The sequence below is a fragment of the Streptomyces sp. NEAU-YJ-81 genome (genome assembly GCF_017592595.1).
Lineage (GTDB): Bacteria > Actinomycetota > Actinomycetes > Streptomycetales > Streptomycetaceae > Streptomyces > Streptomyces hygroscopicus_B.
Window position 1 is genome coordinate 47,932 of sequence record NZ_JAGFNO010000037.1, and the last position, 23,950, is coordinate 71,881.

Annotated in this window: 10 protein-coding genes, 1 tRNA gene and 2 pseudogenes; 5 read left to right on the forward strand and 8 right to left on the reverse strand. The window is 65.5% G+C overall.

Annotated elements, in window-relative coordinates:
• Positions 1 to 291: 291 nt before the first annotated feature.
• Together J5X86_RS43755 and J5X86_RS51420 are read right to left on the reverse strand one after the other, a co-directional pair.
• Positions 292 to 379, reverse strand: a tRNA-Pro gene (locus J5X86_RS43755).
• Positions 380 to 784: 405 nt separating this feature from the next.
• A pseudogene (locus J5X86_RS51420) lies at positions 785 to 883 on the reverse strand (integrase); the annotation flags it as partial.
• A gap of 111 nt (positions 884 to 994) precedes the next feature.
• On the opposite strand from J5X86_RS51420, the gene J5X86_RS43760 reads away from it, so the two are divergent.
• From J5X86_RS43760 to J5X86_RS43775, 4 genes are read left to right on the forward strand one after another with little or no spacing between them, the layout of a single operon-like run.
• The gene (locus tag J5X86_RS43760; RefSeq protein WP_308124907.1) at positions 995 to 1,375 is read left to right on the forward strand and encodes an SseB family protein; all 381 of its coding nucleotides are present in this window, start codon (positions 995 to 997) and stop codon (positions 1,373 to 1,375) included.
• Positions 1,362 to 1,946, forward strand: coding sequence for a hypothetical protein (locus J5X86_RS43765; RefSeq protein WP_208522193.1), 585 nt, complete (start codon positions 1,362 to 1,364; stop codon positions 1,944 to 1,946). The genes J5X86_RS43760 and J5X86_RS43765 overlap by 14 nt, the downstream gene beginning before the upstream one ends.
• Positions 1,943 to 6,289: a DUF6531 domain-containing protein gene (locus tag J5X86_RS43770; RefSeq protein WP_208522194.1), complete on the forward strand. Its 4,347-nt coding sequence runs from the start codon at positions 1,943 to 1,945 to the stop codon at positions 6,287 to 6,289. The genes J5X86_RS43765 and J5X86_RS43770 overlap by 4 nt, the downstream gene beginning before the upstream one ends.
• 4 nt (positions 6,290 to 6,293) lie before the next feature.
• Positions 6,294 to 6,839 (forward strand): hypothetical protein, encoded by a 546-nt coding sequence (locus J5X86_RS43775; protein ID WP_208522195.1) that lies wholly within the window; start codon positions 6,294 to 6,296, stop codon positions 6,837 to 6,839.
• A 55-nt stretch (positions 6,840 to 6,894) separates the two neighbouring features.
• Here J5X86_RS43775 and J5X86_RS51425 read toward each other — a convergent pair.
• The 4 genes and pseudogenes from J5X86_RS51425 to J5X86_RS43795 all read right to left on the reverse strand — a co-directional run.
• Positions 6,895 to 7,200, reverse strand: a pseudogene (locus J5X86_RS51425) (IS3 family transposase); the annotation flags it as partial.
• A 1,271-nt stretch (positions 7,201 to 8,471) separates the two neighbouring features.
• Positions 8,472 to 8,900, reverse strand: a complete 429-nt coding sequence (locus J5X86_RS43785) for a DUF4259 domain-containing protein (protein ID WP_243983042.1) — start codon at positions 8,898 to 8,900, stop codon at positions 8,472 to 8,474.
• Between the two features lie 9 nt (positions 8,901 to 8,909).
• Complete coding sequence (locus tag J5X86_RS43790) at positions 8,910 to 15,821, reverse strand: polymorphic toxin-type HINT domain-containing protein (RefSeq protein WP_374229425.1); 6,912 nt, start codon at positions 15,819 to 15,821, stop codon at positions 8,910 to 8,912.
• A 77-nt stretch (positions 15,822 to 15,898) separates the two neighbouring features.
• The gene (locus tag J5X86_RS43795) at positions 15,899 to 19,477 is read right to left on the reverse strand and encodes a LamG domain-containing protein (protein ID WP_208522218.1); all 3,579 of its coding nucleotides are present in this window, start codon (positions 19,475 to 19,477) and stop codon (positions 15,899 to 15,901) included.
• A 1,236-nt stretch (positions 19,478 to 20,713) separates the two neighbouring features.
• Here J5X86_RS43795 and J5X86_RS43800 point away from each other — a divergent pair.
• On the forward strand, positions 20,714 to 21,784 hold the full coding sequence (locus J5X86_RS43800; protein ID WP_308124908.1) for a helix-turn-helix domain-containing protein: 1,071 nt from the start codon (positions 20,714 to 20,716) through the stop codon (positions 21,782 to 21,784).
• A gap of 377 nt (positions 21,785 to 22,161) precedes the next feature.
• Here J5X86_RS43800 and J5X86_RS43805 read toward each other — a convergent pair whose 3' ends face one another.
• Positions 22,162 to 22,953 carry an SDR family NAD(P)-dependent oxidoreductase gene (locus J5X86_RS43805; protein WP_208522197.1) on the reverse strand — a complete coding sequence of 264 codons (792 nt, stop codon included), beginning with the start codon at positions 22,951 to 22,953 and terminating at the stop codon, positions 22,162 to 22,164.
• A 126-nt stretch (positions 22,954 to 23,079) separates the two neighbouring features.
• Complete coding sequence (locus J5X86_RS43810) at positions 23,080 to 23,892, reverse strand: sugar phosphate isomerase/epimerase (protein WP_208522198.1); 813 nt, start codon at positions 23,890 to 23,892, stop codon at positions 23,080 to 23,082.
• Positions 23,893 to 23,950: the final 58 nt, after the last annotated feature.

Below are 23,950 nucleotides of genomic sequence, written 5' to 3' on the forward strand. Positions count from 1 at the left end.
CCCACCCCGAAAGGGGGTCGAGGGCCGACAAGGGGTCCTTATGCTTCTCGATGCCGAGAGCATCCATAGCGGTGGGGTGACCTTGGTGGCCTGTGGTTGACAACGGCACACAGGAGCGCGGTACGGCACCGTAGGTCTACCGGATCGGGCGACGGACGAATCGGGCACCGTTGACACGTCTGCGAGTTGGGAGCACGAGGGCTCCCAGAGGGCTCCCCATTGCTCCCAGTCCGAAAACGGTTAAGGCCGCTTCCGCTACTCGCGGAAACGGCCTTCGACCTGCGAAAACGCTGGTCGGGACGACAGGATTTGAACCTGCGACCCCTTGACCCCCAGTCAAGTGCGAACGCCGAATTCCCCGGAATCACGGCGCTTTCCGCAGATGAAATACGTGCGGTATCGCCTGAGTTGTGCGGGGTCGCGCACACCGTGTGGTCCCCAAATGGTCCCCACGACAGTGCCTCCATAAGCCAGCTTCGCTTTCACTTCCATCATGCACCGCTTGTCAACATCCGACAAGAACCCACCGCAGGGACAACGAAAGGCCAGCGAGACGCCGGCAGCGAGAATCCCGTGAACCATCCGGTAGTGCAGCTGCCTGACACAGGGCCGCAACGCGGCCCCTCACCGATCCGGGAACCAGCCACCATCCGGAGCCCGGAAGTGAACGCCACCGACACGAGCCGACGCGTCAATGCCCGTGCCGACGCGATCCAGGGCGAGATACTCAACGAGTTCCCGCTATGCCGCCTGAAGTACAGCGATGAATATTCGAGCCCCGCACCAGCCGGGCGAGCTCGCCCTGGATTCTGCGGCAGCCCCAGCGCGGGTTCTCCCGCGCCGGCCGCAACACCAACTCCCTCACGGCTTCCGCTGTCGGCGGCCACCAGTCCGCCCACTCGCACCGCACCCGCCCCGCAAGTTGCCTGCGCAGTGACGCGTACTCACAGGGAGCGTGGCACGTGTGTGCGATCATTCCCTGGACGCTCATTCAGTGACGACGCGAGCAAGCTGGGGGGAAGAGTTGTCGTTGCGTGATCTGGTTCGTGCGGAAGCGGCCGCGTCGATGTCCGATGCGGAGCGGTTGGCGGCGATGCGGCAGTGGCGTCTGTATTTCCAGCGGCCGGAGAAGCCGGGCTTTCTGGTCTCCGAGACCGAAGAGGGCCCGATGGTTCCGGTGTTCACGTCCTGGGAGGGGCTGGCGTTGTTCGCCGGTCCGTGCGGATGGGCGTCGACGACGGTGGCGGACCTGGTCGAGCTGTTGCCCGAGGGCGTACGCGCGCTGGTGGATCCGCTGGGCCCCAGGGCGTTCGTACTGGACACCGAGGCGCTGAAGGCAGCGGACGACCAGGGGGAACGCGATGGCGGAGCATGACGGCGGGGCGGCGAGTTCCGGTGGCGCGGACGGTCCGAAGCCGGGAGATGGGTACAAGATCCAGATTGCTTCGGTGCGGAAGGTGCTGGCGCCGCTGGAGGAGTCGGTGGTGGCCGCGCGGAAGATCAAGGACCACTGGAAGGCGTTGTCGGAGGATATTCAGAACTCGGCCGACTTCGACATCTACGACTCGAGCGAGAAGATGCTCTCGGCCTGGGGTTTTGGCATGGGGCGGGTGGCGGAGCACACGGACACGGTGGTGTCGACGCTGCGGCAGGTGATCGCTGCGTACATGCTGGCTGATCTCCTGCGGATCAAGGATTTCGCGCCGACTGAGGACAATATCGCGAAGCTGCCTTTCGGTAAGGCGGGTATGAAGGCGTGGGAGGAAGGTTCGCGGCCGAAGTTCGATCCGCCGCCGGAGATCTATCAGGAGCCGTGGCTCGACGATGGCGGCAGCGGCAATGACAGCGGGGGTACGGGCGGGACGTATGAGCCGCCGAAGAATCCCCGCAAGCTCTACGACGGGGGATGGGTGGATGACGGCGGATCGCAGGGGACGATCGCATGACGCAGCGTGATGCGACCGAGGGCGGGACGACTGAGCGGATACCGCCGCATGCGAAGCCGTCGGATGTCATTCCCGGTAAGCCGTCGGATATCGAGGATCTTGCGGTCAAGCTGCGTGCGTATGCGGGGGCGTTCAAGGACGGATACGACAAGCTGGATGTCTTGTCGTTGATGGACTGGACCGGTGCCGGCTCGGATGGCTTCAAGGACGCGACGAAGAAGCTGCCCAAGGAGCTGGAGTCGGCGCAGACCTATTTCAAAGCGGCGGCGAACGCGCTGGACGCGTATGCGGAGAAGCTGCGGTCGGTGCAGAAGCGGGTCAAGCCGATCATCGAGGACGCGGACGACGCGCGGGCGAAGTCCAAGAGTTACTGGAACAAGGTCACTGACTACAACGCGGCCGTGGACCGGAAGGACGAGACGCTGCCGGAGCGTCCGCCGGAGGACGATCCGGGGCTGTCCGCGCTGGAGGGCTGCTACGGCCGGCTGGACAAGCTCGAGGGCGAGCTGAAGCCGGTCGTCGACGCGGCCAAACGCAAAATCGACAAAGCCGCGGAGAAAGCCCCCAACAAGCCCCCGGGCCGCAGCGGCATGCAGAGGTTCAAGGACTTCCTCGGTGGCACGGGCGACACCGTGGGCGGCTGGTACGAGGGCTTCGACGACATGGTCCACGACGGGCCCGACGGCGTCGGCCTGCGGCTGGCGGGCACGGTCGACGGCGTCGCCTATGCCGCCCAGCATCCCAAGGAGTTCGCCAAGGCCGCCGTCAACTGGGATGAATGGCAGAAGAACCCCGCCCGCGCCGCCGGCCAGCTCACCCCCGAAATCCTCCTGGCCCTGGCCACCGGCGGTGCCGGAACCGCACGCCGCGGCGCCGGCGCGGCCAAGAACGCCGCCCAGCGCCTCCTCAACCGCGAACGCGGACTGCGCCGCGACGGCAGCGCCCGCAGGCACGCCGACAGCAAGCCGGGGAAGAGCTGCACCCCGGGCGAGAACAAGAAGTGCGACGGCGATCCGATCGACGTCGCAACCGGCGAGATGGTCATGGCCGCCACCGACATCACCCTGCCCGGCGCGCTGCCTCTGGTGCTGGAGCGGCACTACGTCTCCGGGCATCCGTGTGGTGGCTGGTTCGGTCGCACCTGGGCCGGCACCCTCGACCAGCGCCTGGAACTCGACGACAAGGGCGTCGTCTACATCACCGACGACGGCATGCTCCTCACCTACCCGGTGCCGAAGCCCGACGTTCCCGTGCTGCCCACCCACGGGCCGCAATGGCCGCTGTCCTGGGACGGTAAACCCGACGGAACGTTCACCGTCACCGACCCCGAACGCAACCGCACCCTGCACTTCGCACCCCTCCCGGCCGGCGGCCGGGAACTGGCCCTGACCGCGATCACCGACCGCACCGGGACCGGCGACCGCATCGACATCGCCTACGACACCCACGGCGCGCCGACGCAGGTCACCCACTCCGGCGGCTACCGCATCGCCGTCGACACCGACCCGGGGCTCCTGCGCATCACGTCTCTGCGGCTGCTGCACGGCCAGGAGCATGAGCAGAGCACGACGCTGATCTCCTTCGGCTACAACCAGGCCGGAGACATGACCGAGGTCATCAACTCCACCGGACTGCCCCTGCGGTACCAGTACGACGACGAGCACCGCATCACCTCCTGGACCGATCGCAACGGCACCTGCTACGCCTACGTCTACGATCACCGCAGCCGGGTCCTGCGCTGTATCGGCCCCGACGGCATCATGTCGGGCCGTCTCCACTACGACGCAGCCGCCCGCACCACCCGCTACACCGATTCCCATGGCAACACCAACACCTACGTCTGCAACGAGGCGTACAAGGTGATCGCGGAAACGGACCCGCTGGGCAACACCACCCGCACCGAATGGGATCCCGGCAATCGCCACCCCATCGCCGTCACCAACCCCCTGGGCCACACGACCCGGTACCGCTATGACGACGATGACCGTCTCATCGCCGTAGAGCGCCCCGACGGCACCGTGGCCGAAGCCGTCTACGACGCCTGGGGCCTGCCGCTGGAGATCCGCGAGCCGGGAGGCTCGATTTGGCGCCACACCTACGACGAGCGTGGCTCCCGCACCGCCACCACCGACCCCACCGGCGCCACCACCCACTACGCCTACAACGCGCGCGGCCACCTCACCGCCATCACCGACGCCCTGGGCCACACCACCGAGGTCACCCCCAACGCGGCCGGTCTACCGGTCGCGGTCACCGACCCGCTGGGGCAGACCACCGAGGTCCGCCGGGGCCCGCACGGCCGCATCACCGCCGTCACCGACCCCCTGGGGCACACGACCCGCCACGGCTGGACCATCGAAGGCAAACCCGCATGGCGTGAGGCCCCCGACGGCACCCGGGAGCAGTGGCAGTGGGACACCGAGGGCAACCTCGTCATCCACACCGACGCCGCGGGCCACACCACCTCCTACACCCACTCCCACTTCGGCCTACCCGCCACCCGCACCGACCCCGACGGCGCCCACTACGCCTTCACCTACGACACCGAGCTGCGCCTGATCCAGGTCGAGAACCCGCAGGGTTTGACGTGGCGGTACGACTACAACCCAGCCAGCCACCTGATCGCCGAGACCGACTTCAACGGCGCCACCCGCACCTACGAACACGACGCCGCCGGCCGACTCACCGCCCACACCAACCCACTCGGCCAAACTCTCCGCTATACCCTCGACCCAGCGGGACAGCCCACCACCCAGCGGGACGAGACCACCGGTGAAGAGACGACCTACGCCTACGACGCCCACGGCGCCCTCATCCACGCCACAAACGCGGATGCCGAACTGGTACTGGAACGCGACCGCTTGGGCCGCCTGGTCGCGGAGACCGTGAACGGCCGCACCACGACCTACGGCTACGACGCGGCGGGCCACCAGACCCACCGTTCTATGCCCTCCGGCCTGATCTCCACTTGGACCTACGACCCCACAGGCCGCCCCGCAACGCTCACCACCGCCGACAACACCCTCACCTTCACCCACGACGCGGCGGGCCGCGAAACTCAGCGGGCCATGGGAGCTGCCACCCTCAGCCAGGCGTGGGATTCAACGGATCGCCTGGCAGCGCAGTCGATCTCTTCCTCCCCGGATTACCTTCTCCAACACCGCACCTACACCTACCGTCCTGATGGTCACGTCACCGAGATTCGCGAACTGACCACCGGCACGCGGCACTTCGCCCTCGGACCGGCAGGTCGCGTCACCGGCGTAAGAGCTCACGGATGGTCCGAGACCTACGCCTACGACACAGCCGGCAACCAAACCCACGCCACAGCCCCAGGACATGGCTCAGGGGGCGACCGGGCATACAGCGGCACCCTCATCCGCCGTGCGGGCCGCACCACCTACGAACACGACGTCGCGGGCCGCCTCATCCGCAAAGCCCGCAAACTCCCGAGCGGTCAAACTCTCTCTTGGACCTACACCTGGAACGCCCAAGACCAGCTCACCAAAACCACCACTCCGCTCGGCGAGGAGTGGACGTACGCCTACGACCCCCTGGGGCGCCGCCTCACGAAAACCAGCCCGGACGGAACACCCCTGACCTTCACCTGGGACGGCACCCGCCTCGCCGAGCAAGCCACCCGCGACGGTGCCACCACCACCTGGAACTACAGCCCCGGCACCCACTGCCCTCTGACCCAAACTCACCGCGAACTGGACACCACCCGCCACTACGCCATCATCACCGACACTGTCGGCACCCCCACCGAACTCCTCACCCCCGACGGTCGTTTGGCATGGCAACACCGCACCACCCTCTGGGGCACCCCCCTCCCCGCCCCATCCGTCGGTGATGGGAGCGTCGACTGCCCCCTGCGCTTCCCCGGCCAATACGCCGATCCCGAAACCGGCCTGAACTACAACCACTTCCGCTACTACGATCCCGAAACCGCCCGCTACCTCACCTCAGACCCGATCGGTCTCGCCGGTGGCTACGCGCCCCACAGTTATGTTCCCAACCCGTTCAGGTGGCTCGACCCTCTCGGACTGTCCCTCCTCGACGTCAGCAAGAACGGCGTGCGCATCGTCGTGCACGAATACGACGTCGACCCGCCAGCGCACGCTCATGTCACCGGTGGCGGGGGCCGCGAGGTGCGGATCGGACCGAACGGCCATCCCATCGACGGTCAACCGGAACTCACGCGCGGGCAGCGACAAGCGGTGGAACATTACAAGACGGAGATCAGGAAAGCTGTCAGGAAGCTCGGCAGGCGAAATAAGGCGGCGGAGAAAGAAGAAGAGCGGCGCAAGGCCGCCAAGAACCAACCCTGCAAAAAGGGATGAAACGATGACACTGCATTCCGATGTGGCCGAGTTGCTAGCAGGGGCCGGCATCCTCGACGTGGACGTCGACGATGCCGTCGCGGACGAGCACGTGCGATCGTCCGCGTACCGACGCGTCGTCTCGGTGACCGCTTCCTCGCGGAGCCGCGACCGAGACCGCGCGTTGGTGGCCACGATCCTGCGCGATCCCATCGAGATGGTGTCCAAGGGGGCGGTGGTCGCCCTCGTGGACAGGATCGCGATGAAGGTGACCGGTCCTGCCGAGTTCCGGCAGTGGTCGGCCGAACTACTGCCAGAGATCGACCAGCTCAAGACGGAAGGGAACCGCGAGTTCATCCGCCGCCGCATCCACGACTGGCTGTTCCACTTGTCCATCAAGGACGGCCATATGCCGACACCAGCCGAATTGGCGAAGGTCACGGACTGGATGCAGCGCCGCCTCGCCGAGGAGTCGACGTCGCCGGCGGTACTCGCCCTGCTCGCCGAGTCAGGCAACACCAAGAAGACACGAAACATCGCGAAGAACCGAGCCGGAAGCCGCAAGCCGTGAACGAAATGAGTCGGTAGCGGCAATTGGCAGGCGCGCCGACTGCCTCGCCCACAAGAACGGCGTCATGTCCGACGGTCATGCGGGAGAACACGTCCAGGACGAAGGCGACGTAAGCCCAGCCGGACCAGGTTCTGACGTAGGTCATGTCGGCGACCCAGAGCTGATCGGGGCCTTCAGCAGTGAAGTCGCGGTCGACCAGGTCCGGCGGCCGCGGTGCGGACGGCTCCGGGATGGTCGTGGGGCGCTGTCGACCGCGGATGACGCCCTCGATGCAGAGCTCGGCCATCAGGCGCTCGGTGGTGCAGCGGGCCACGCCGACACCTTTGCGATGCAGGGCGCGGGTGATCCTGCGGGCTCCGTAGGTGCCTGAAGGGTGTCAATATTCGCATCAGGCTGCTGAGCTGGGCGTTTCCTGTGGATGGTGAGGCAATTCGGGGTGGCATGGTGCGGTACTCGTTGAGTAGTCCACCGAGTACCTGCTGGCGCCTCGAATGCGGCGGTGAACTTGCTGTCCCGATCACGGATGAGAAACCGGAAGCGCCCAACCCTCTCCTCGAGATCCATGAGCAGGTTACGGGCGAGCTGGGTGACCCATGCGCCAGTGGGGTGGGCGGTGACGCCCAGGATGTAGACGCGCCGAGTGGTGATCTCCATGACGAAGAAGACATAGAGACACCTGAGGAAGACGGTGTCCACGTGCATGAAGTCACAAGCCAGAATCGTGTGGGCGGGCTCGGAGGAACGAGCGCCAGGTCTGCTGGGATGCGCGCTGCGGCGCGGGAGGCAGGCCGGAACAGCGCAGGACGCGTCGGATCGTGGCAGCGGCGACGCGACGGCCGAGCCGTCACAGCTCGCCTTGGATCCTGACATACCCCCAGGTCGGGTTCTCCCTCGCCAGGCGCCGGATGAGCACGACCATCTCGTCCGGCAACGGTGGCCGACCGGGTCTGACCGGTGCTTGGCGCCACTTCCAGCGCACCAGACGCCGGTGCCAGGTCAGCAGCGTGCCCGGGGTGACCAGCCGATGGCGACATAAGACGGAGGGAAGGTGCCGCGCGAGCGCGGAGAGCACGGCACGATCAGCCCACGAAAACCGCGGCCGCTCGACCTGCCAGCGAAGCACAGCGACCTCATGAGTACACGTAGGAGTGGGCAACGGCTTCGGAGCCGCCCTTGGGGTCAGCGGTCCGCACACCGGTCACCGGATACTTCTGGAACCAGTCGAGTTGCGGGTCGGCGGCACCAACTCCGACCGCCCCAGCCCAACCATCCCATCACCGACCTCTCTCAAGAACCGATCAAGCGCCGTCCCGTCCTCGGAGGACTTATCAACGAGTACGAAAGGGCCGGGTAAATTGGCAGGTCAAGTCAGCGGCCCTGTTTGGGAACCCCACAGGCGTCTACGCCCACGTACGACTCCGCCTCCAACGCCAAGCCATCGACACCCTCAACGACGCCCTCAGCCCGACCGAAGACGACCCCAACGACCCACCCGCCGCAGCCGTCGTCCGCTGACGTTGCCGCCAGCGTTGCCGTCAAACCGCTGAGGAGTCCCACCGGAATTCTCCGGTGGCACTTCTGACTTCTGCGCGACTATGCCGAGAGGAGGCAGCAGAAAAAACCTAGACGCCGTCAGCCTGATGCGCCCTGAGCAACCTCGCCGGCTTCGTTCAGGAGACGTTCCACTTCAGCCTTCCACTCATCTCCGCGACCTGCATCGATCCACAGGCCATACGCCTCGGAATCCTCTTGCAGCACCCTGGAAAGAGCCGAAACAACCAGCGAGAAGAAGGAGGATGGAATCTCGGGGACGACATCCGTCAGTTCTGCCTCTTCGAGGACACTGCCTCTTCCCTTGATCTTCGCCAAAGAGACAGCCGAAGCAGCTACCGCCGGCTCACCCAGGTCGCGATCCAGAAAGTCGCCGGGCTCCACTTCAGTCGCGGCCGATAGCGCGTCACGCAGCGCATCGATCACCTCGCCCTCATCAAGTCCTCGCAGCTCATCAAGTAGATCCATCGCAGAGTCGTTCTCGAAGGGTCCTACACCGGAAGCGCTCATGTCGTCCACTCACCTCCATTGATCCAGAAAATCACGCGCAGATTGCAAGTATTCTTGGCGTCGTGGATTATCGGGACGGATCGCCCGTTGATTGGCCAAGATCGGCGTGTACCAATTCTCAGCCATCTCCTCCAAGCCTCGCCTTGCAGCCCGATTATCCGTCCTATAGAGGACCACGCCCGTCAGACCGGGATAGTCCCGCCGGTGTGTGGCGAGGCGAGACTGCAGGTTCGTGGCCATACCCGTTCGCGTCACCGTTCCGTTCTCCGACACCAATGCGTAGATGCCACCCCTGGCATTGGGATCACCGATCGCCTGGTGCGATGGACTGAGAAGGCCCACCGTCGGGCATCCACCGGAATTGTGGACGAGGACCGGCGTCTCGCCCGCCAGCACATAGTACGTGTGGATTCCGCTGACTGTGAGGTCATAGGTGCGTTGCAGCTTCGTGAAGTGGCGCACGGAGGTGACCGCTACGGCCTTGCCCTTGTCCGTGCGGAGCTGCATGCCGGTGATGACATCGCCGGCGTCCACCCAGCGGGCCTCGCTCGTTACCCAGAACGGGTGGGTGTCGGTGGCGATGATCGACGCGCGGCGGTCACCGGTCTTCACTGTGAGGTCGGTGAAGTCCTTGTCATCGTTGGTGACGATCGTCGCAACGACCGGGCGAGCCTCGCTCTTCCCGGTCCCGGGATCGGTGGCGAGAACCTTATCGCCGACCTTGATGTCCTTGATGTCACTGTGGCCGCCGTCTGCGAGTTCGACCTGAGTTTCTTCGGTGAAGCTGTGGCACTTCTCGACCGCCTTCTCGGCTGCGTCAACCGCATCGTCAGCCTTCTTCTCGGCCTTCCGTGCCTTCTTCCAGATCTTGACGCCCTTGAGGGCCTTCCCCGGGCCCGGCAGATCAGCTGCAGCCCAAAGGCACCCGGAGAGTTTGAAGTCTCCGCACTTCTTCCATTCCGATGTGTCCGGGCCGAAGAAGTCCATTGCCAGTTTTATGGCGCTGAACAGTCCCGTGCCGGCTTTCTGATCGTGATAAGGGCCGGGCACAGGTGGAGGTCCGGGACTGGGCGCGGGCGTCGGGTAAGACGCTGAAGTGGACGCCGTGCCCCCACCTCCGCCTCCTCCGCCACCGCCTCCACCACCATGGTGCCGACCACCACCGTTGGGGTAGTGGTTCTCTGGTGGGGCGTTTTTACCGGCGTCTCCACCGTTGGTCGGCATGCAGTGCCCGTTGCCGGGGTCTACGCAAAGGCCCGTGGGGTCCGAGTCAGTGACCGGATTCTGGTTGGCATAGCTGTAGCCGTTGAGGGACTGCCCCTGATCGGGGGTGAGGAGCGGGTCGAGGCTGATGAATTGGCCGGCGACGGGGTCGTATTCGCGGGCGCCAATGTGGGTGAGGCCGGTGACGCCGTCGGCCGGCTTGCCGAGGAACGCCTTGTCGTCCGGCCATGTGGTGGGCTTGGTACCGCGCGGAGCGCCAAAGGGGGTGGTGTAGCGCTTGGTGACCGCGCGGGTGCCGACGTCGACGGCCAGGGTGCCGGTGCCGTGGTGGTCGGCGGCAAGGAAGGTCAGCTTCGTGGTGGACTGGCCCTTTGTGCCGGTGCGCTCCGCGATGGTCTGCCCGGCGCCGGTGTAATAGCGGGTGCCGGTCAAGGTCTTCGCCGAGCCCCGGGCAGTGAGACGGACCTCGGTGGCGCCCAGGTAGAGGACCGTGTCCCCGTCAGCCGTCGTGGCACGGCGGATGAGGAGCTCGCCGTCGGCGTCGTAGAGGTAGCCGGTCCCCGTGGCCGCCTTCCCGCCCTTCGCCGGTTCTGAGAAGGCGGCGAGTCTGCCTTCCGTGTTCCAGGCCAGGGTCTGTTCGGCCTGGGTACCCGGCCGTGTGGTCGTGTTACCCGCGGCATCGTATGTGTACGCGGCAGTGGCGGGTGATGTGCTTCCCGGCTTGGTCGTGCGGGTCCCGGCCAAGGGGTGCGGCTGCCCCTTGGCCGTGCCGTACGCATAGGTTGTCGTCGTATCGCCCGCCACCGCGTGCTGAGTCTCGGATTCCCGCTGGCCCGCCACGTTGTAGGTGTAGGACGTCCAGTACGGGGCAGCGCCGCCGAGATTCGCGGTGGTCCGACCGGAATCCGCGCAGTCCGCCGCCTTCGGTGTCCACGCCTCGGCCAGGCGCCGATAGCCGTCGTAGCCGAAGCACTGGTAGTCGGCCTTACCGGTGCCGCCGAGATTCGTACTGTCGAAGATCGACGTCACGTTCCCGGCGTCATCCTGCGTGTACTTCAGGTCCTGCAGCAGGTATCCGTAGGTCTCATCACGTGTGAAGCCGCGTGTCAGGCGTCGAGTCCCGTCCTCGTACTCATAGCTCGTGTACAGCTTCTTGCTGTCCGAGGCGGGAGATGTTCCCAGCTCCAACTGGCGCAGGTCCCCGACCGGGGAATAGACGGCGTCCAGCAGATAGCTGGACGCGCCCGAGGCGGTGAGCTGCTGACCGGTCGCGTTGTACGTATAGGAGACCGACTCGCCCGACAGCCCGCCCACGGCCGGCTCTCCGGTCTTCTTGACCGTGCCATCGAGCCTGTAGTCGGTGGAGAAGGCCAGCGTGGAGGGTATGCCGGCCTGTACGAGCGGGTCGTTCCCCGGCAAGAGGAGCTGGGAGTCGGTCGGCTGGTACAGACTGTTGTATTTCGTGACTTTACGGGTGTACGCCTTGCCATCGACGCCGCCTTCATAGCGGGTCGCCGAGTCCTGCTGCCCCATTGCGACGGTGTCGAAGGTCCAGGACGCCAACTTGTTGGCGGCCGTCTTGGAGGACTGCCACATGCCGGTTTTGCGGCCGAGTTCGTCGTACTCGTACAGCAGGGTGTTCTTGTTCGCGTCGTCCGTGGAGGTGATGTGGTCGAGCTCGTCGTAGTGCGTGGATGTCTTGCCCTTGTCGGGGTCGTCAGCCGTGCTCAGTCGACCGAAGAGGTCGTAGGTGTACGTCCAGGTGGCGTTGTCCGGGCCGACGATGGTCTTCTGGTCGCCGTCAGGTGTGTAGGTGAACTTCGTGGTCGTGTACTTCGTACCGGTCGGGCTGGTGCCCGGGTACTCACGGCGCTCGGTGACCCGCCCCAGGGCGTTGGTGACCTCGGCGACGGCTGACCCGCCCGCCGGGGCGGTGGTCGCGGCGGTGTCGCCGGTGTAGGTGGTCGTCGTGGTCCAGCGGTCGGCGCCGCGGACCTTGGTGACCGCCTGGACCGGGCGGCCGGCGCCGTCGTACTTCGTGTCGGTCTGGGTGGGCGCCTGACCGCCGTCGGTTTCCACCGCCTCGCCCGACGGGCCGTTCTTCTCGTCCCAGATGTCGGCCTGAGAAGAGACGGCCAGACCACGGTCGCCGTACAACGTCTGCGAGATGACCCGCCCGCCGACCGGCGAGGGCTTCTGCGTCTGACGGGGGCGCAGCAGGCTGTCGAAGATTTCGTAGGTGGTGTTGTATCCGGAGCCGTCGCCCTTGAGTGTGCCCGTGGAGATCCACGGGAGGGATGCGTTGGTGACCTTGTAGCCGTATACGTAGTTGGGCTTCTCCTTGACGGCATTGGACCGGTTGGGCAGCCACACCTTGGTCACCCGGCCGAGGCTGTCGTACTCGGTCTCGGTGATCTTCTTGTTGGGGTCGGTGACCTTGAGCGGCGAACCCCGCGCCGGCTCGACCGTGGTGATGGTCGTGAAGCCCTTGGCATCGGCGGTCACGGTGGAGGTCAGCGGACCGGCCGTCTCGGGCGTGTAGGCGGTGGTGGTGTTGGTGCGGTCGAGAGCGTCCTTGACAGTCTTCGGTCGACCCAGCGTGTCGTAGGTGGTGGTCTCGGCCTTCTGCCAGCTGGGGTTGTTGGTGTCGGCGTAGCCCTTGGCGCGGCCGGTCCAGCGGATTTCTCCCCGGGTGGGGGTCTGGTCCTCCGACCAGGTGGTGCTGTCGTACGCGGTGGCCACATCGGAGACGACGTCACCGCGGCGCGAGGAGTCAGCGGGAAGATCGAGGTTCGCGGCCGTGACCGAGCACTTGCGCGACACGGTCTGGGCGCGCGCGATCAGTGAGCTGATGCCCGCCTTGTCGTTGCGTGCGTACCAGTTGCGGGTGCAGGTCTCGTCGCCGCTGACCGCGTCGTCGCCGCCGTCCTCGACGGTGGCGGGCATGCCGAAGTCGTCGTAGGTGGTGGTCTGGGTGCGGACCCTGTCCACCGGGCTGATGCCGCTGGTGATCCTGGTGCGATCGTGGGTGGCCTTGGTCCGGACGTAGTATGCCTCGGTGTCCGCGTAGGACTTGTGCTGGGTGGCGGTGCGCTTGGACCACGGGTCGCTGATGCTGCCGGACACCTCGGCGTCGCCGTTGTAGGTCACCGACTCACGTGTGAAACCGGCGTACGGGTCGGAGTCGGTGAGCTCGGCGGCCGTGATTCCCGTGACCGTGACCGTTTTCCGCTTGTCCGGATCAACGCCCTTGCCGTCGGGTGTCAGTACGCGGTCGCCGTCCATGCCGCGCAGGTAGACGGTGACGGTCCTGGACTGCGTGTTGTCGCCGGCGCCGGTTCGGTGCACGACCTTGCCGTAGCCCCGCCACTCCGACCAGGTGCGTTGCTTCGCCGGCGTCATCGGGTCGTCGTTGTAGTGCCAGGCCGCGCCTCCCTCGTACGTGTAGGAGTGGGCAACGGCTTCGGAGCCGCCCTTGGGGTCGGTGGTCCGCACACCGGTCACCGGATACTTCTGGAACCAGTCGAGCTGCGGGTCGGCCGCACCGTTGGGTGACCAGTAGACCGGGAAGCAGCGCTTGGTGTTCTCATCCGCCTTCGGCATCGTCCGGCCCGCGACGCAGTCGGCTTCCGCGTAGTCGACGACGGTCTGGGCGCCGGCCTCGGAGGTGATGGTCTTCACCCGTGGCTTGTCCAGCGACAGAATGTCGTCCGTCGCACCGTCCACACGGTTCGTGAGCCAGGTGTGAGTGAACTTCACCGGGTCCAGGGAGATGTCACCCCCGCGCTTTCCGGTGCGCTTGATCTCGTCCAGCCACAAGGACTGATCGGACGAGTCGCCCGTGTCGCCCGGGTCGAGGTAGGTCTGCTGGAGCGCCCAGGAGTCGACAGGTTCGTAACCGGGTGTGGGAGCGTCCGCGTTCCAGAAGTAGGTGGTGATGTCCGTCAGGCGCTTGCGCGTGAAGAAGGAAGGGCCGACGTTGCCGGTGCACTTGTCACCGTCCTTGCACACCGCGTCGAAGGGCACGTCCGGCCAGTTGTCACGGTGATCCTCGTTCAGCGAGTCGCAGCCGGTGCCGGAGGCCATGCAGCGTTCCGCGACGGTGAACGTGACCTTGTTCGAGGCAGAGGGGGTCGCGGAGAACAGAGCATCGGCGCGCTGCCCGTAGCGGATCTCCCTGAGATAGCCGCCGCGTATGTAGTCGGTGCCGGGGTCGTCCTTGCCGTTCTTGGCGTAGTTGTTGTGCTCGGCGTTGTACCAGTACGTCATGGCGTTGTTGTGCGTGTCCTCGACGTAGTCGAGGTTCCAGCGCCATGCCTGCTTCTTGTCGCGCTCGCCGAAGGACGAGCCCGAGGAGTAGCCGGGCTCTCCTTCGTCGTCGCCGAAGACCGGCACGGTCCAGACCGACTCCGTGCGATCGTCCGCGGCCGCGCCGTCCAGCTTGTTGAGTCCGAAGACGTACTTGGTGCCGTCGCCCGTGGTGACGGTCCAGTACTCGCCGTTGTCGTCGCCGTTGTCGACACCGGTGGAGTGCTGGACGGTGGAGGCGTCGTCGTTCTTCAGCCGCCACGTGCCGCTGGTGTCGTCCTTCACCAGTTCCGTCGCCTTGCCGTTGAGCACGAGCGAGGCGTTGTCGTACTTCCAGCACAGATCGAACTTGTCGTTCTGTCCGTCGTCGTTGCAACTGCCGTACTTGCGCTCGATGTACGACGAGGTGAGATCGAATCCCTCACCGATCCAGGAGCCCTGGTTGTTGGTGTTCGCCGTTCGTCCGTCGACGCTTCCGGAGTCGTACGAGATCGACAGATCCGGTGCGGGGCCGGCCGCTGCGGGAGGCATGCCCAGCGGATACGTCCATGTGAAGGAGCCCGAGGACCCACCCGCCTCCCACGTGGACGAGGCGGAAAGCGGCGTCGCCTTGTAGTCGCCACCACCGGACTTGGCCGCGGCAGCCACTGCGAGGACCTTCACCTCGCCGCCCGGCTTCGCGGCGAAGGTGAGCGGTGTGGAGAGCTGCTCCTTGTGCCGCTTGTTGACCGCCCGAAGGGGGCTCTGCGTACGACAGCCGGCCTTCTGTGGTGTCGTCAGCGCGCACGCCGGGAGCTGCACGAGGGTCAGACGTCCGGCCCAGTCACCGCCGTATGCCGCGGCAAAATCCGCGTAGCTGATGCCGAGCTTCGTGCTTCCCCCCTTGGCCGAAGCGACAGCCTTGAGGAGCACGCCCTTGACCCCGGCCTTCCGGGCTCGGCCTTCCTCCATCACCTGGATGCTCAGGCTGGGAGTGGCGTGGGCCTTCCCGCCCACCGCACCGAGGGTGACGGGCAGGCCGCCCGGCCGGGCCGTGGCCGAGCCGCTGCCGGACACCGCCAGGCGCGCGGTACCGGCCTTCGGCCAGGTCACCGTCCTGGCCTGGTCACGGCGCGCCGCCTCGGCGGCCGAGCGGTCTGCCGCCTCGCGCTCCTTCACCAGCGCGGCAGTCCTACGGTCCGTCTTCGGGGACAGGGGTATGACCTCGTCCGCCCGCGGGGCCTCCAGCTTGGGCCTGCCGAGTCCTTTGGCTTCTGACTCGAACGTGACCGGTGACAGCAGTCCCGGCACCAGCGACAAGCCGGCCACCGCGGCGACGCGCCCCAGCCAGCGGCCTCTCCGCGCTCTACTTCTGACTAAGACACCACGGGCCGACACGATCCGTTTCACTCCCCGTCCCCATCGCGTGCGGTCCGCACCGCGCTCGTTGTCCCGCCTCGTCGGCCGTCCGTCACGGCGGCCGGATATCACGAGTTCTCCAGTGGCCCGGCATCCAGGACCTGCGAGCGAACCTGTTCGGCGCTCATGGCTCCCGCCCAGATCCTCAGCTCCTCCACGGCCCCGGGCAGATAGTGGGCCGTGCTGCCGCTCCCGGTCCCCCGGCCCAGGGCCAGCTCACCGGTGCCTTGCTGTTCGGCCGTGAAACCGGCCCGGTCCAAAGACTCCTGGTCGGAATCCCCGACAAACAGGTGCACTTTCCCGTACCGGGTCTCGGTCTTCTCCGGGTCATCCGGGTCGGTCCATTCCCATGCCTCCTGGGCGTCGAAGACCCCCGTCACCTGCACCCAGGTGTCCAGCTCAGCGTCTTCCTCTCCGGGTACGGAAGCGCTCTGGGTCGCCTTGCCGGTGCCATCGACGCTTGTGCGGGTGAAGCGCCATCGATAGGTGTCTTCCGCGGGCTTGGTCACCCACAGCGCCCAGGACGATTCGGTGCCCGTCCGCTGCCCGGTCACTTGGGCCTCGTAGCCGATGGGCTTGCCGGAGAGCTTGGCGCTGTCGAGGCGTACGCGAGCCGAGGCCGTGAAGGAACCGTTCTCGTCGAGCACCGGCCCCGTCGTGGAGGCGTAGCCGGAGGTTCCGTCCAGGAGAAGCGCGTTGTCGTCTTCGTTCAGTGTGGCCCCGGTAGAGGACAGCTTCATCGCGGCTGCGGGGTACGCAGTGCCTTCGCTGATCTCCGTTCCCTTTGCGGCGGAGGCGTCCCACATGGCCACCAGTTCGTTGGGCGGCGCCTCGCTTCCCATCAGCCGGGCCTCTGTGCGGATCTCCTCTGCGGTCAGCACGCGCTGCCAGAGGGCCGTTTCGTCGATGCGGCCGTGGAAGTACTCACCGTACGTACCACCCACCTTGGATCGGCCGAACTGCAGGCCACGGTTGGCGGTCCACGGCTCGTAACCGGCCGCCGCTTTCGACAGCACCACAGGGTCGCCTTGTGGCCGCCCGTTGACGAACAACTGGATGGTGTCGTTCGACTTGTCGGTATCGCCCTTGGTGTCGAAGACTCCGGCCAGATGTGTCCACACCTTGAGCGGAGGGTTCTGCGCGTTGGCGAAGGAGCGGATGTATGTGGGGTCGTTGCGGTCCTTGTCCGTACGGTTGAAGATCCACTTCTTGTACGTGGAGGAGTAGTACAGGGTGAAGCCGGAGCCGTCCTCTCCCGGCTCGGTCAGCACCACCCTGTTCTCGGTGGAGTCGGTGAGGTACGCCCAGGTCGAGACGGTGAATGAGTCCTGGGTGTTCACTGCCGCCGTGGATGTGGCGGCATACCCGCTGGTGGCCGAGGAGTCGTTCAGCCACAGCGAAAAGTCGGCGTCGCCCCGCCGCCCGAAGGTCGACCAGCCCGTTCCCGCCTCGTCGTAGAGGGTGGCATCATGACGCGTCCCCTCCGTGGCACTGTCGACGGCCTTGGTTACACCGGAACCCGGTGCCCCGTCCGCGAAGTGCCATCGGCCTACAGGGCCCGCGGCCGGCGCCACAGCGAAGGTGAACTCCGCAGGAGTCCCCCAGCGATTGCGTACGTCCTTGGCCTCCACGGACAGCACCTGGGTCCCGGACAGTGGCGGAGCGACATTCAAGGTGACCCGTGCTCCGGTGCTCTGTTGGGTGTTCGCGGCCGTCGTGGTCAGCAACCGCCAGCGATAGCCCGTGATGTCCGTATCGGCGGCGTTCGGCGTCACGGAGAACGTGCCGGACATACCGGGCCCGCCCATCCCCACGCACTGGTTCGGCAGGCACTCGGTGTAGGGCTTGCCCGCCGTGATCTGCGGTGCCTTCGGAGCGGTGGAGTCGATCTTCAGGTAGCACCAGGAGGAGTAGGACGAGAACAGATCACCCGATTTGCCGTTGTAAGCCCAGTGCGACTGCGTCCGCGCCTTGTAGCGGTACAACCCACCGTCGGCCCGGTCCGTTGTGCGCATCTTCTCCAAGGTGCCGTCCGGGTCCCAGCCGCTGTCCGGCCGGTAGCCGCTCCACACCTTGTCCCATGCCCCGTCGTCCTGTTTCCGCTCCATCCAGAACTCGGCCTGGAGCGAGCCCTTGTCCTCGCCGCTCTTCGGTTGCGTTCTCGTCTGGACGCGTGCCTGGACCATCGGATCCTTGCGGGTGACGACCAGCGGATCCGAGGAGGACGTCCTGCAGTAACCGGAGGTCCCGTCCCCCGGTATCACTCCCACCGAGGTGGGCACACCGGGTCTGGGAACGTAGGTGACCTTCAGGGTCGCGTTGTCCTCGAATCGCTTCCATGCGGTGGCGTGGGTTTCGTCCTTCGCACGCAGCATCATCGTGAGCCGAGAGATCTTGCCGTCGGCGAAGGACCTGACCGTGCTCGCGAGGTTCTCGTCCGACTCGTCTGGGTTGTCGTTGAACTCGATCCATGCGTCGGGCTGTTCAGGACTGCAATTTTTACCCCGCCCGGCGGAAACGTAGCGATCGCCCATCTGATCAAGTTGCTTGGGACCCGGCCAGCGTGTGCCCTCAGAGATGTTGTCGGTGCGTTCCAAGTCCACCCAGTGCGGATCGCAATCGAATGACCATGTCTCGTGAGCGCGGAAGGTCGCATCCAGCACGTACTTCCCGACGAGCTTCGATGGCGCGAACTCGAAATACATCCGGTCCACGTAGCCGGCCCCGCAGTAGTAGCCGTTGGCGCTGCCGCACTTGCCGACCCCGAGGCTGCCGTCGAACTGCCAGAATCTGTCCCCGTCGGACGAGAGCTTGGTGCGCTCCGAGGCTCCGAGGCCGACTGGCGGATCGATATAGACCGGGTAGACAGTCTTGTCACCACGCAACAACCCGAGGTCCGGCTTCACGATCACCGCACCGTCCTGCACTGTGACGGGCAGTACTGCGCTGGCATCACCATTGCCGGGCCGCGTTTGCGGAGCTCTCTCGTCCGGCGCCGTCGTCACCAGGGCTTTCGGAGCTTTCGGACCATCCGCGGCGAGGCTCTCGGCACCTCCCGCCGAGTCCCACATCTGACCGGCCGGGCCCTTGAACACCGCGTTGCCGTCATCGTCCATCGCACGCAGCCCGCCACCCGCGCCGGGGGCGGCTTCAAGCCCGACCCCGGAAACCGACAGCTTGATCTGCTCAAGGTCGGGATTGGTGGCCGCCTGAGCCGTCCGCACGACGAGAACCTGTCGATAGCCCTCTGCCGTCGCTGTCAGCTGAAGGTCCACTCCGTCCAGCACATCCGGATACGTGGCAGTGGACCCGTCCAGCCTCGGCGCAGGAACTTGCCGCCCAGGCCATGAAAGCCGAATCGACTTACCAGCCGTTCCCAGACGCAGGAGGTCCTTGGCGTCACCGCCCCCGGAGAACGCCAGGTCGACCACCGCACTCCTGGGCCCGACACTGCCGTCAGAGCGGCGCTCCAGCGTGGTGTCCACATCACGCCATGATCCGTCGTCCGCCCTCACTCGCTGCGGGACCGAGGACTGCTCCAGCGTGAACGTCCCGTCCGGATTTGCGAACGTCTGCGAGTACTCGGCTCGCTGGGCAGTCACCTCCACAGGCTCGCCCGACGCAGCTGCTCGCTCCGACGCACTCATCGCCTGTGCCACGGGTAACGCACCCGCAGTTGCAACCGGTAACAAGACCAGCGACACGACGACGATCGCCGCGGCAGACGCCCCCGCGACGGCGCGACGCGCCGCACTCATCCCACCGCCGCGCACGCGACGACTCCACCTCAACCCCACAGTCCCCACCCCGGAGTCACAGAATCTTCATATGTGCGGCGAAGTAGATCCAACATAAAGGCACAGCGTCAAGAGTGATCCGTGTGCCTCATGGCGCCTGGGAGCGATTTCAAGCTACCCAGCGCCCACGCGGGAATCCTTCGGCCGGCCACCACATCTTCCCCTGGGGGCGACGTGTTTGATCGTGTAGGAGCACGCGCGGAACTGGTGAGCACTGCGGCGTGACGGTCCACCGCGCGATTGCCCCATTTGCGTGTGACCGGCATGTTCTCGGCGCTGCGCCTGAGGACCGTCCTGCCATCTCGATCGGCTGAGCCGCTTGGCACACTATTTCCTGGCAGTCACATTCGCCCTGTCCGCGCACACGCCGACTGGCCCACGCCGCACTCGCCACTCAAGGGGAAGGTCCAGGTCAGCCACGCCGCGGCGCCTGGGCGGTCGCATGGTGTGCGCGAGACGGAGGATGCTCAACGAGTACCCGTGTGCCGCCTGAAGTGCAGCGATAACTTCTCGAGCGGCGCATGTTGGTCTCGTGAGGCCGCATGATCAGTGATCAGGGCCCTTCGATCCAGCACCATCCCGTGTAATGCCCAGGTGGCGAAGGTGCGCTTCGGCATCTGCTGCTCTGCCGGTGTCGCCCACCACACGGGCGCAGACGAGTTTCACCCAGCGTGCGCGCACGAAAGACGGAGCCCGTTCCGCGGCGCGGACCGCTGCGGCGAGCGCGTCGGCGGGACGGTTCCGGGCAAGTTCCGCCTCAGCGAGCGCGTGCCAGCTCTCGCCCAGCTCGGGTGCCAGTCGCACCTCGTTCCGTGCGGCCCTATCGGCAGTCTCCAAATGCCCTTGGCACAGTGCTCCGTTACTCAGAAGGATCCAGGCGAGGGCGTCACCCGCGTCGGCGGGACGCTCCGTCAGGAGCTGCTCCGCCTCGGCCGTGCGCTTGCCGAGAATGTCATCCGCCCTGGTCGGACGCCTGCACCCGGGCTGGCGGTGGTCGGCCTCGTCGCTCGAGTCGGCGGTCTCGCGCAGATGGCAGTCGACGCGGCATGATGATCGACCGAGCTACTGCGACTGGCCTACCTGGGAGTGACCAACACGTTCGCGCTGCTGCGTCTGCTGCCGAAGAGCGACCGGGACAAGGATGCGGAGATCCTGACCCTCCGCCATCAGGTCACAGTGCTCGAGCGCCAACTCGGTGGTGATCGAGCACGGTTCACGCCGAGCGATCGGGCGTTCCTGGCGGCGCTGCTGCACCGGCTGCCGTTGCCGGTTCTGAGGCGTGTGCGGCTGCTGGTGCGTCCTGACACGGTGCTGCGCTGGCATCGCGACCTCACCAGGGGCCGTCATGCCGCCTTATCGCGTCCCAAGCGACCCGGTCGACCTCGTACAGCGCGGTCCATCCGGATTCTGGTGCTGCGTCTGGCGAGGGAGAATCCAAGCTGGGGGTACAGACGGCTGCACGGCGAGTTGCTCGTGCTGGGGGTGAAGGTGGCCGCGTCGACCGTCTGGAAGATCCTGAAGGATGCCGGCGTCGATCCGGCGCCCGACCGGAGCTCCAGCACGTGGGCCGACTTCCTGCGCTTCCAAGCCGACGCCCTCCTGGCCTGTGACTTCCTTGAGACGGTCACCCTGTCCGGCACGCGGATGTACGTACTCGCGGTGATCGAACACAGTAGTCGCCGCATCCGGATCCTGGGCGCCACCGCACACCCGACCACCTCCTGGGTCACACAGGCGGCGAAGAACCTGATCATGGATCTCGAGGATGTCGGATGCCGGGAACGATTCATGATCAGAGACAGGGACGGGAAGTTCCCCGCCCTGTTCGACGCTCTCCTCAAAGACACGGGCATCGAGGTCGTCCTCACCGGCATCCAGATGCCGAGAATGAACTCGATCATGGAAAGGTGGGTGCAGAACTGCAGACACGAACTCCTGGACCGGACCTTGATCTGGAACCAACGCCACCTCCTCCACGCCCTACGGGAGTTCGAGGAGTTCTACAACTCCCATCGACCGCATCAGGGCATCGCGAACGCCCGACCGCTACACCCACTGCCCACACCAATCGACGATCCGGACAAGCTCAGCCACCTCGACATACGACGCCACGACCGCCTTCGCGGCATCCTCCACGAATACAGACATGCCGCGTGACCTGCACGGACGAGGTATTCGGCAAGCGCAGTGCCGGGCTCCCTCTACTCAAAGGTGCTTCCTGCCCGTCGCCGCCAGCCGGCGACCACACAAGGTCATGACCGCGGCAGCTGGATGATCGGCTACACGAGAATCTGAAAGAGCTGCCGAAACCCCCACGGCCGGCCGCGCAGAGTCCCCTCACTCCCGCGGCCCCAGACCGTGTTTCAGCGGCCGCCCGAACTGCTCCTTTGGCAGCCCCGTGAATGTCTCCACCCACACGCGTTCAGCTCTCATCACCGCACATCCGCGCACCGGAGATGCCCAGTTCACGGCCTTGTGTAACACCCTTTAGGGTGCACCGCTGTGTGACTGTCAAGCCGGTTGAACAGTTCCCGTCAGAGCTTTGAGCTGGGCCGACCGGGAATGTGACTGAGAATGGACTTGGAGAAACCTCCATCGACGCAAACATCTTGGCCGGTCACATACCCTGCCAGCGGACTGACAAGAAACTCGATCACGTTCGCAATATCCATCGGGTCGCCAATTTTCGACAATGGGATGATACCTTCCCTCGCCTTCTTGACTTCTGGGTCGATGTACATTTGTTCAGTCATCTGCGTGCGAGTCATGCCCGGGGACACCACGTTCACGCGGATCCCGTCAGGTGCCCATTCCAGTGCGAGTGTCTGAGCCAACATCGTGAGCGCAGCCTTGGTCGGACTGTAAGCACCCGACCCGGCGTGCGGGAGTTGGCCGGACATCGATGAGGTGAAACAGGCGGACCCGCGACTGTCCTTCAGGTGCGGGTAACTTGCTTTGGCGAGCAGCCACGCTCCGCGGAGGTTGACGGAGAACATGCCGTCCCAGTCCTCCAGGGAGAGGTCCTTCAGTGCGCCAGGGTTGGCGATTCCGGCATTTGCCACCAGCGCATCCAAGCCGCCAAACTCGTCGACCGCAGCGGCTACCAGTTGACCGGGCACGGCAGGATCACCCAGGTCTCCTGTCAATGCAATGGCTTTGCCGCCCATCGACTGGATCGACCGGACGACCTCCTCTTGTCGTGCGTTCGCGGTAAGGCCGGATACCGCAATCATCGGCTGTTCGCCACGGGCAAGCGCCGCCTCTGCGATCCTCAGGCTTGCAGACGCACCGATTCCGCTGCTTCCGCCACTGACCAGAACTCTCATTGCACACTCTCCTTGCATATTTTCATCGGGCATAGTCAGCAGGCCACACGAGTCGTGACAGCTGCACCTGATGCTCTTCGAGGCACTTCGACTCCCGGGGTCGCCCAGAACCCCGAGGCGCCGATATCACTCTCCGAGATTCCAACCTTCTTCACTGAGGTCACGCATCGCCTTCGCGAATTCTTCAAGGGGCTTCTCTTCGCGGATGATTTCGAGCACGACGTTGTCTATGCCGATTGTCTCGTTGAGTGCTTTACCCAGCTCTTTCCAATCGATCACCCCAGTGCCGATGGGGTCATGGCCCCACGTTTCCGTACTCGTGTCCGAGATGTGCATGAGGGCAACCGATTCGTGATGTGAGCTCAGACCCGATACGGGATCGTCCCCGATGTAGGCAGCGTTCGCGACGTCGTACACGATTTTTAGTGCATCATCATTGACTGCGTCGACGATATCTGCCAGTTCCCCGATCGTCGGCGCAAAGCAGTAGGGGGTGTTCTCGAAGAGCAGTCGTTTCCCCGCCCGCTTGGCCAGCGGGATCAGTTCTCCCAGGCTTTCGTGCATCCACCCGTAGACATTCTCGAGCGGGGGCGAGATCATCGGACGCCGCGTGCCGGGTGAGATCACAACTTCCGGGACATCCCAAGCTACTGCAAGATCAATCACCGACGCGATGTGCTCGATGCTCTTCCGGCGCATGCTGGCACCAGGACTGGCCAGATTGATGTCATATCCGCCGGCATTCAAGGAACGGATCTTAGCGCCGTTCTCGTTGAGCGTCGCCAGCATTACCGAACGCTCGGAGCTGGAGATCTCTTCGGGCCAGCAATGTGGAGAACTGATGGGAACCTCGAAGGTGCTGTATCCATTCTGAACCAACTCGGATACCGCGTCGATCGCCGTTGCCGACCAAAGATATGAAAACGTGTTGATGATCATTGGGTTTTCCCTTCAATCTTTGAGTTACCCCATCGTGCGCTCGGGGGCAGGGCGGTTA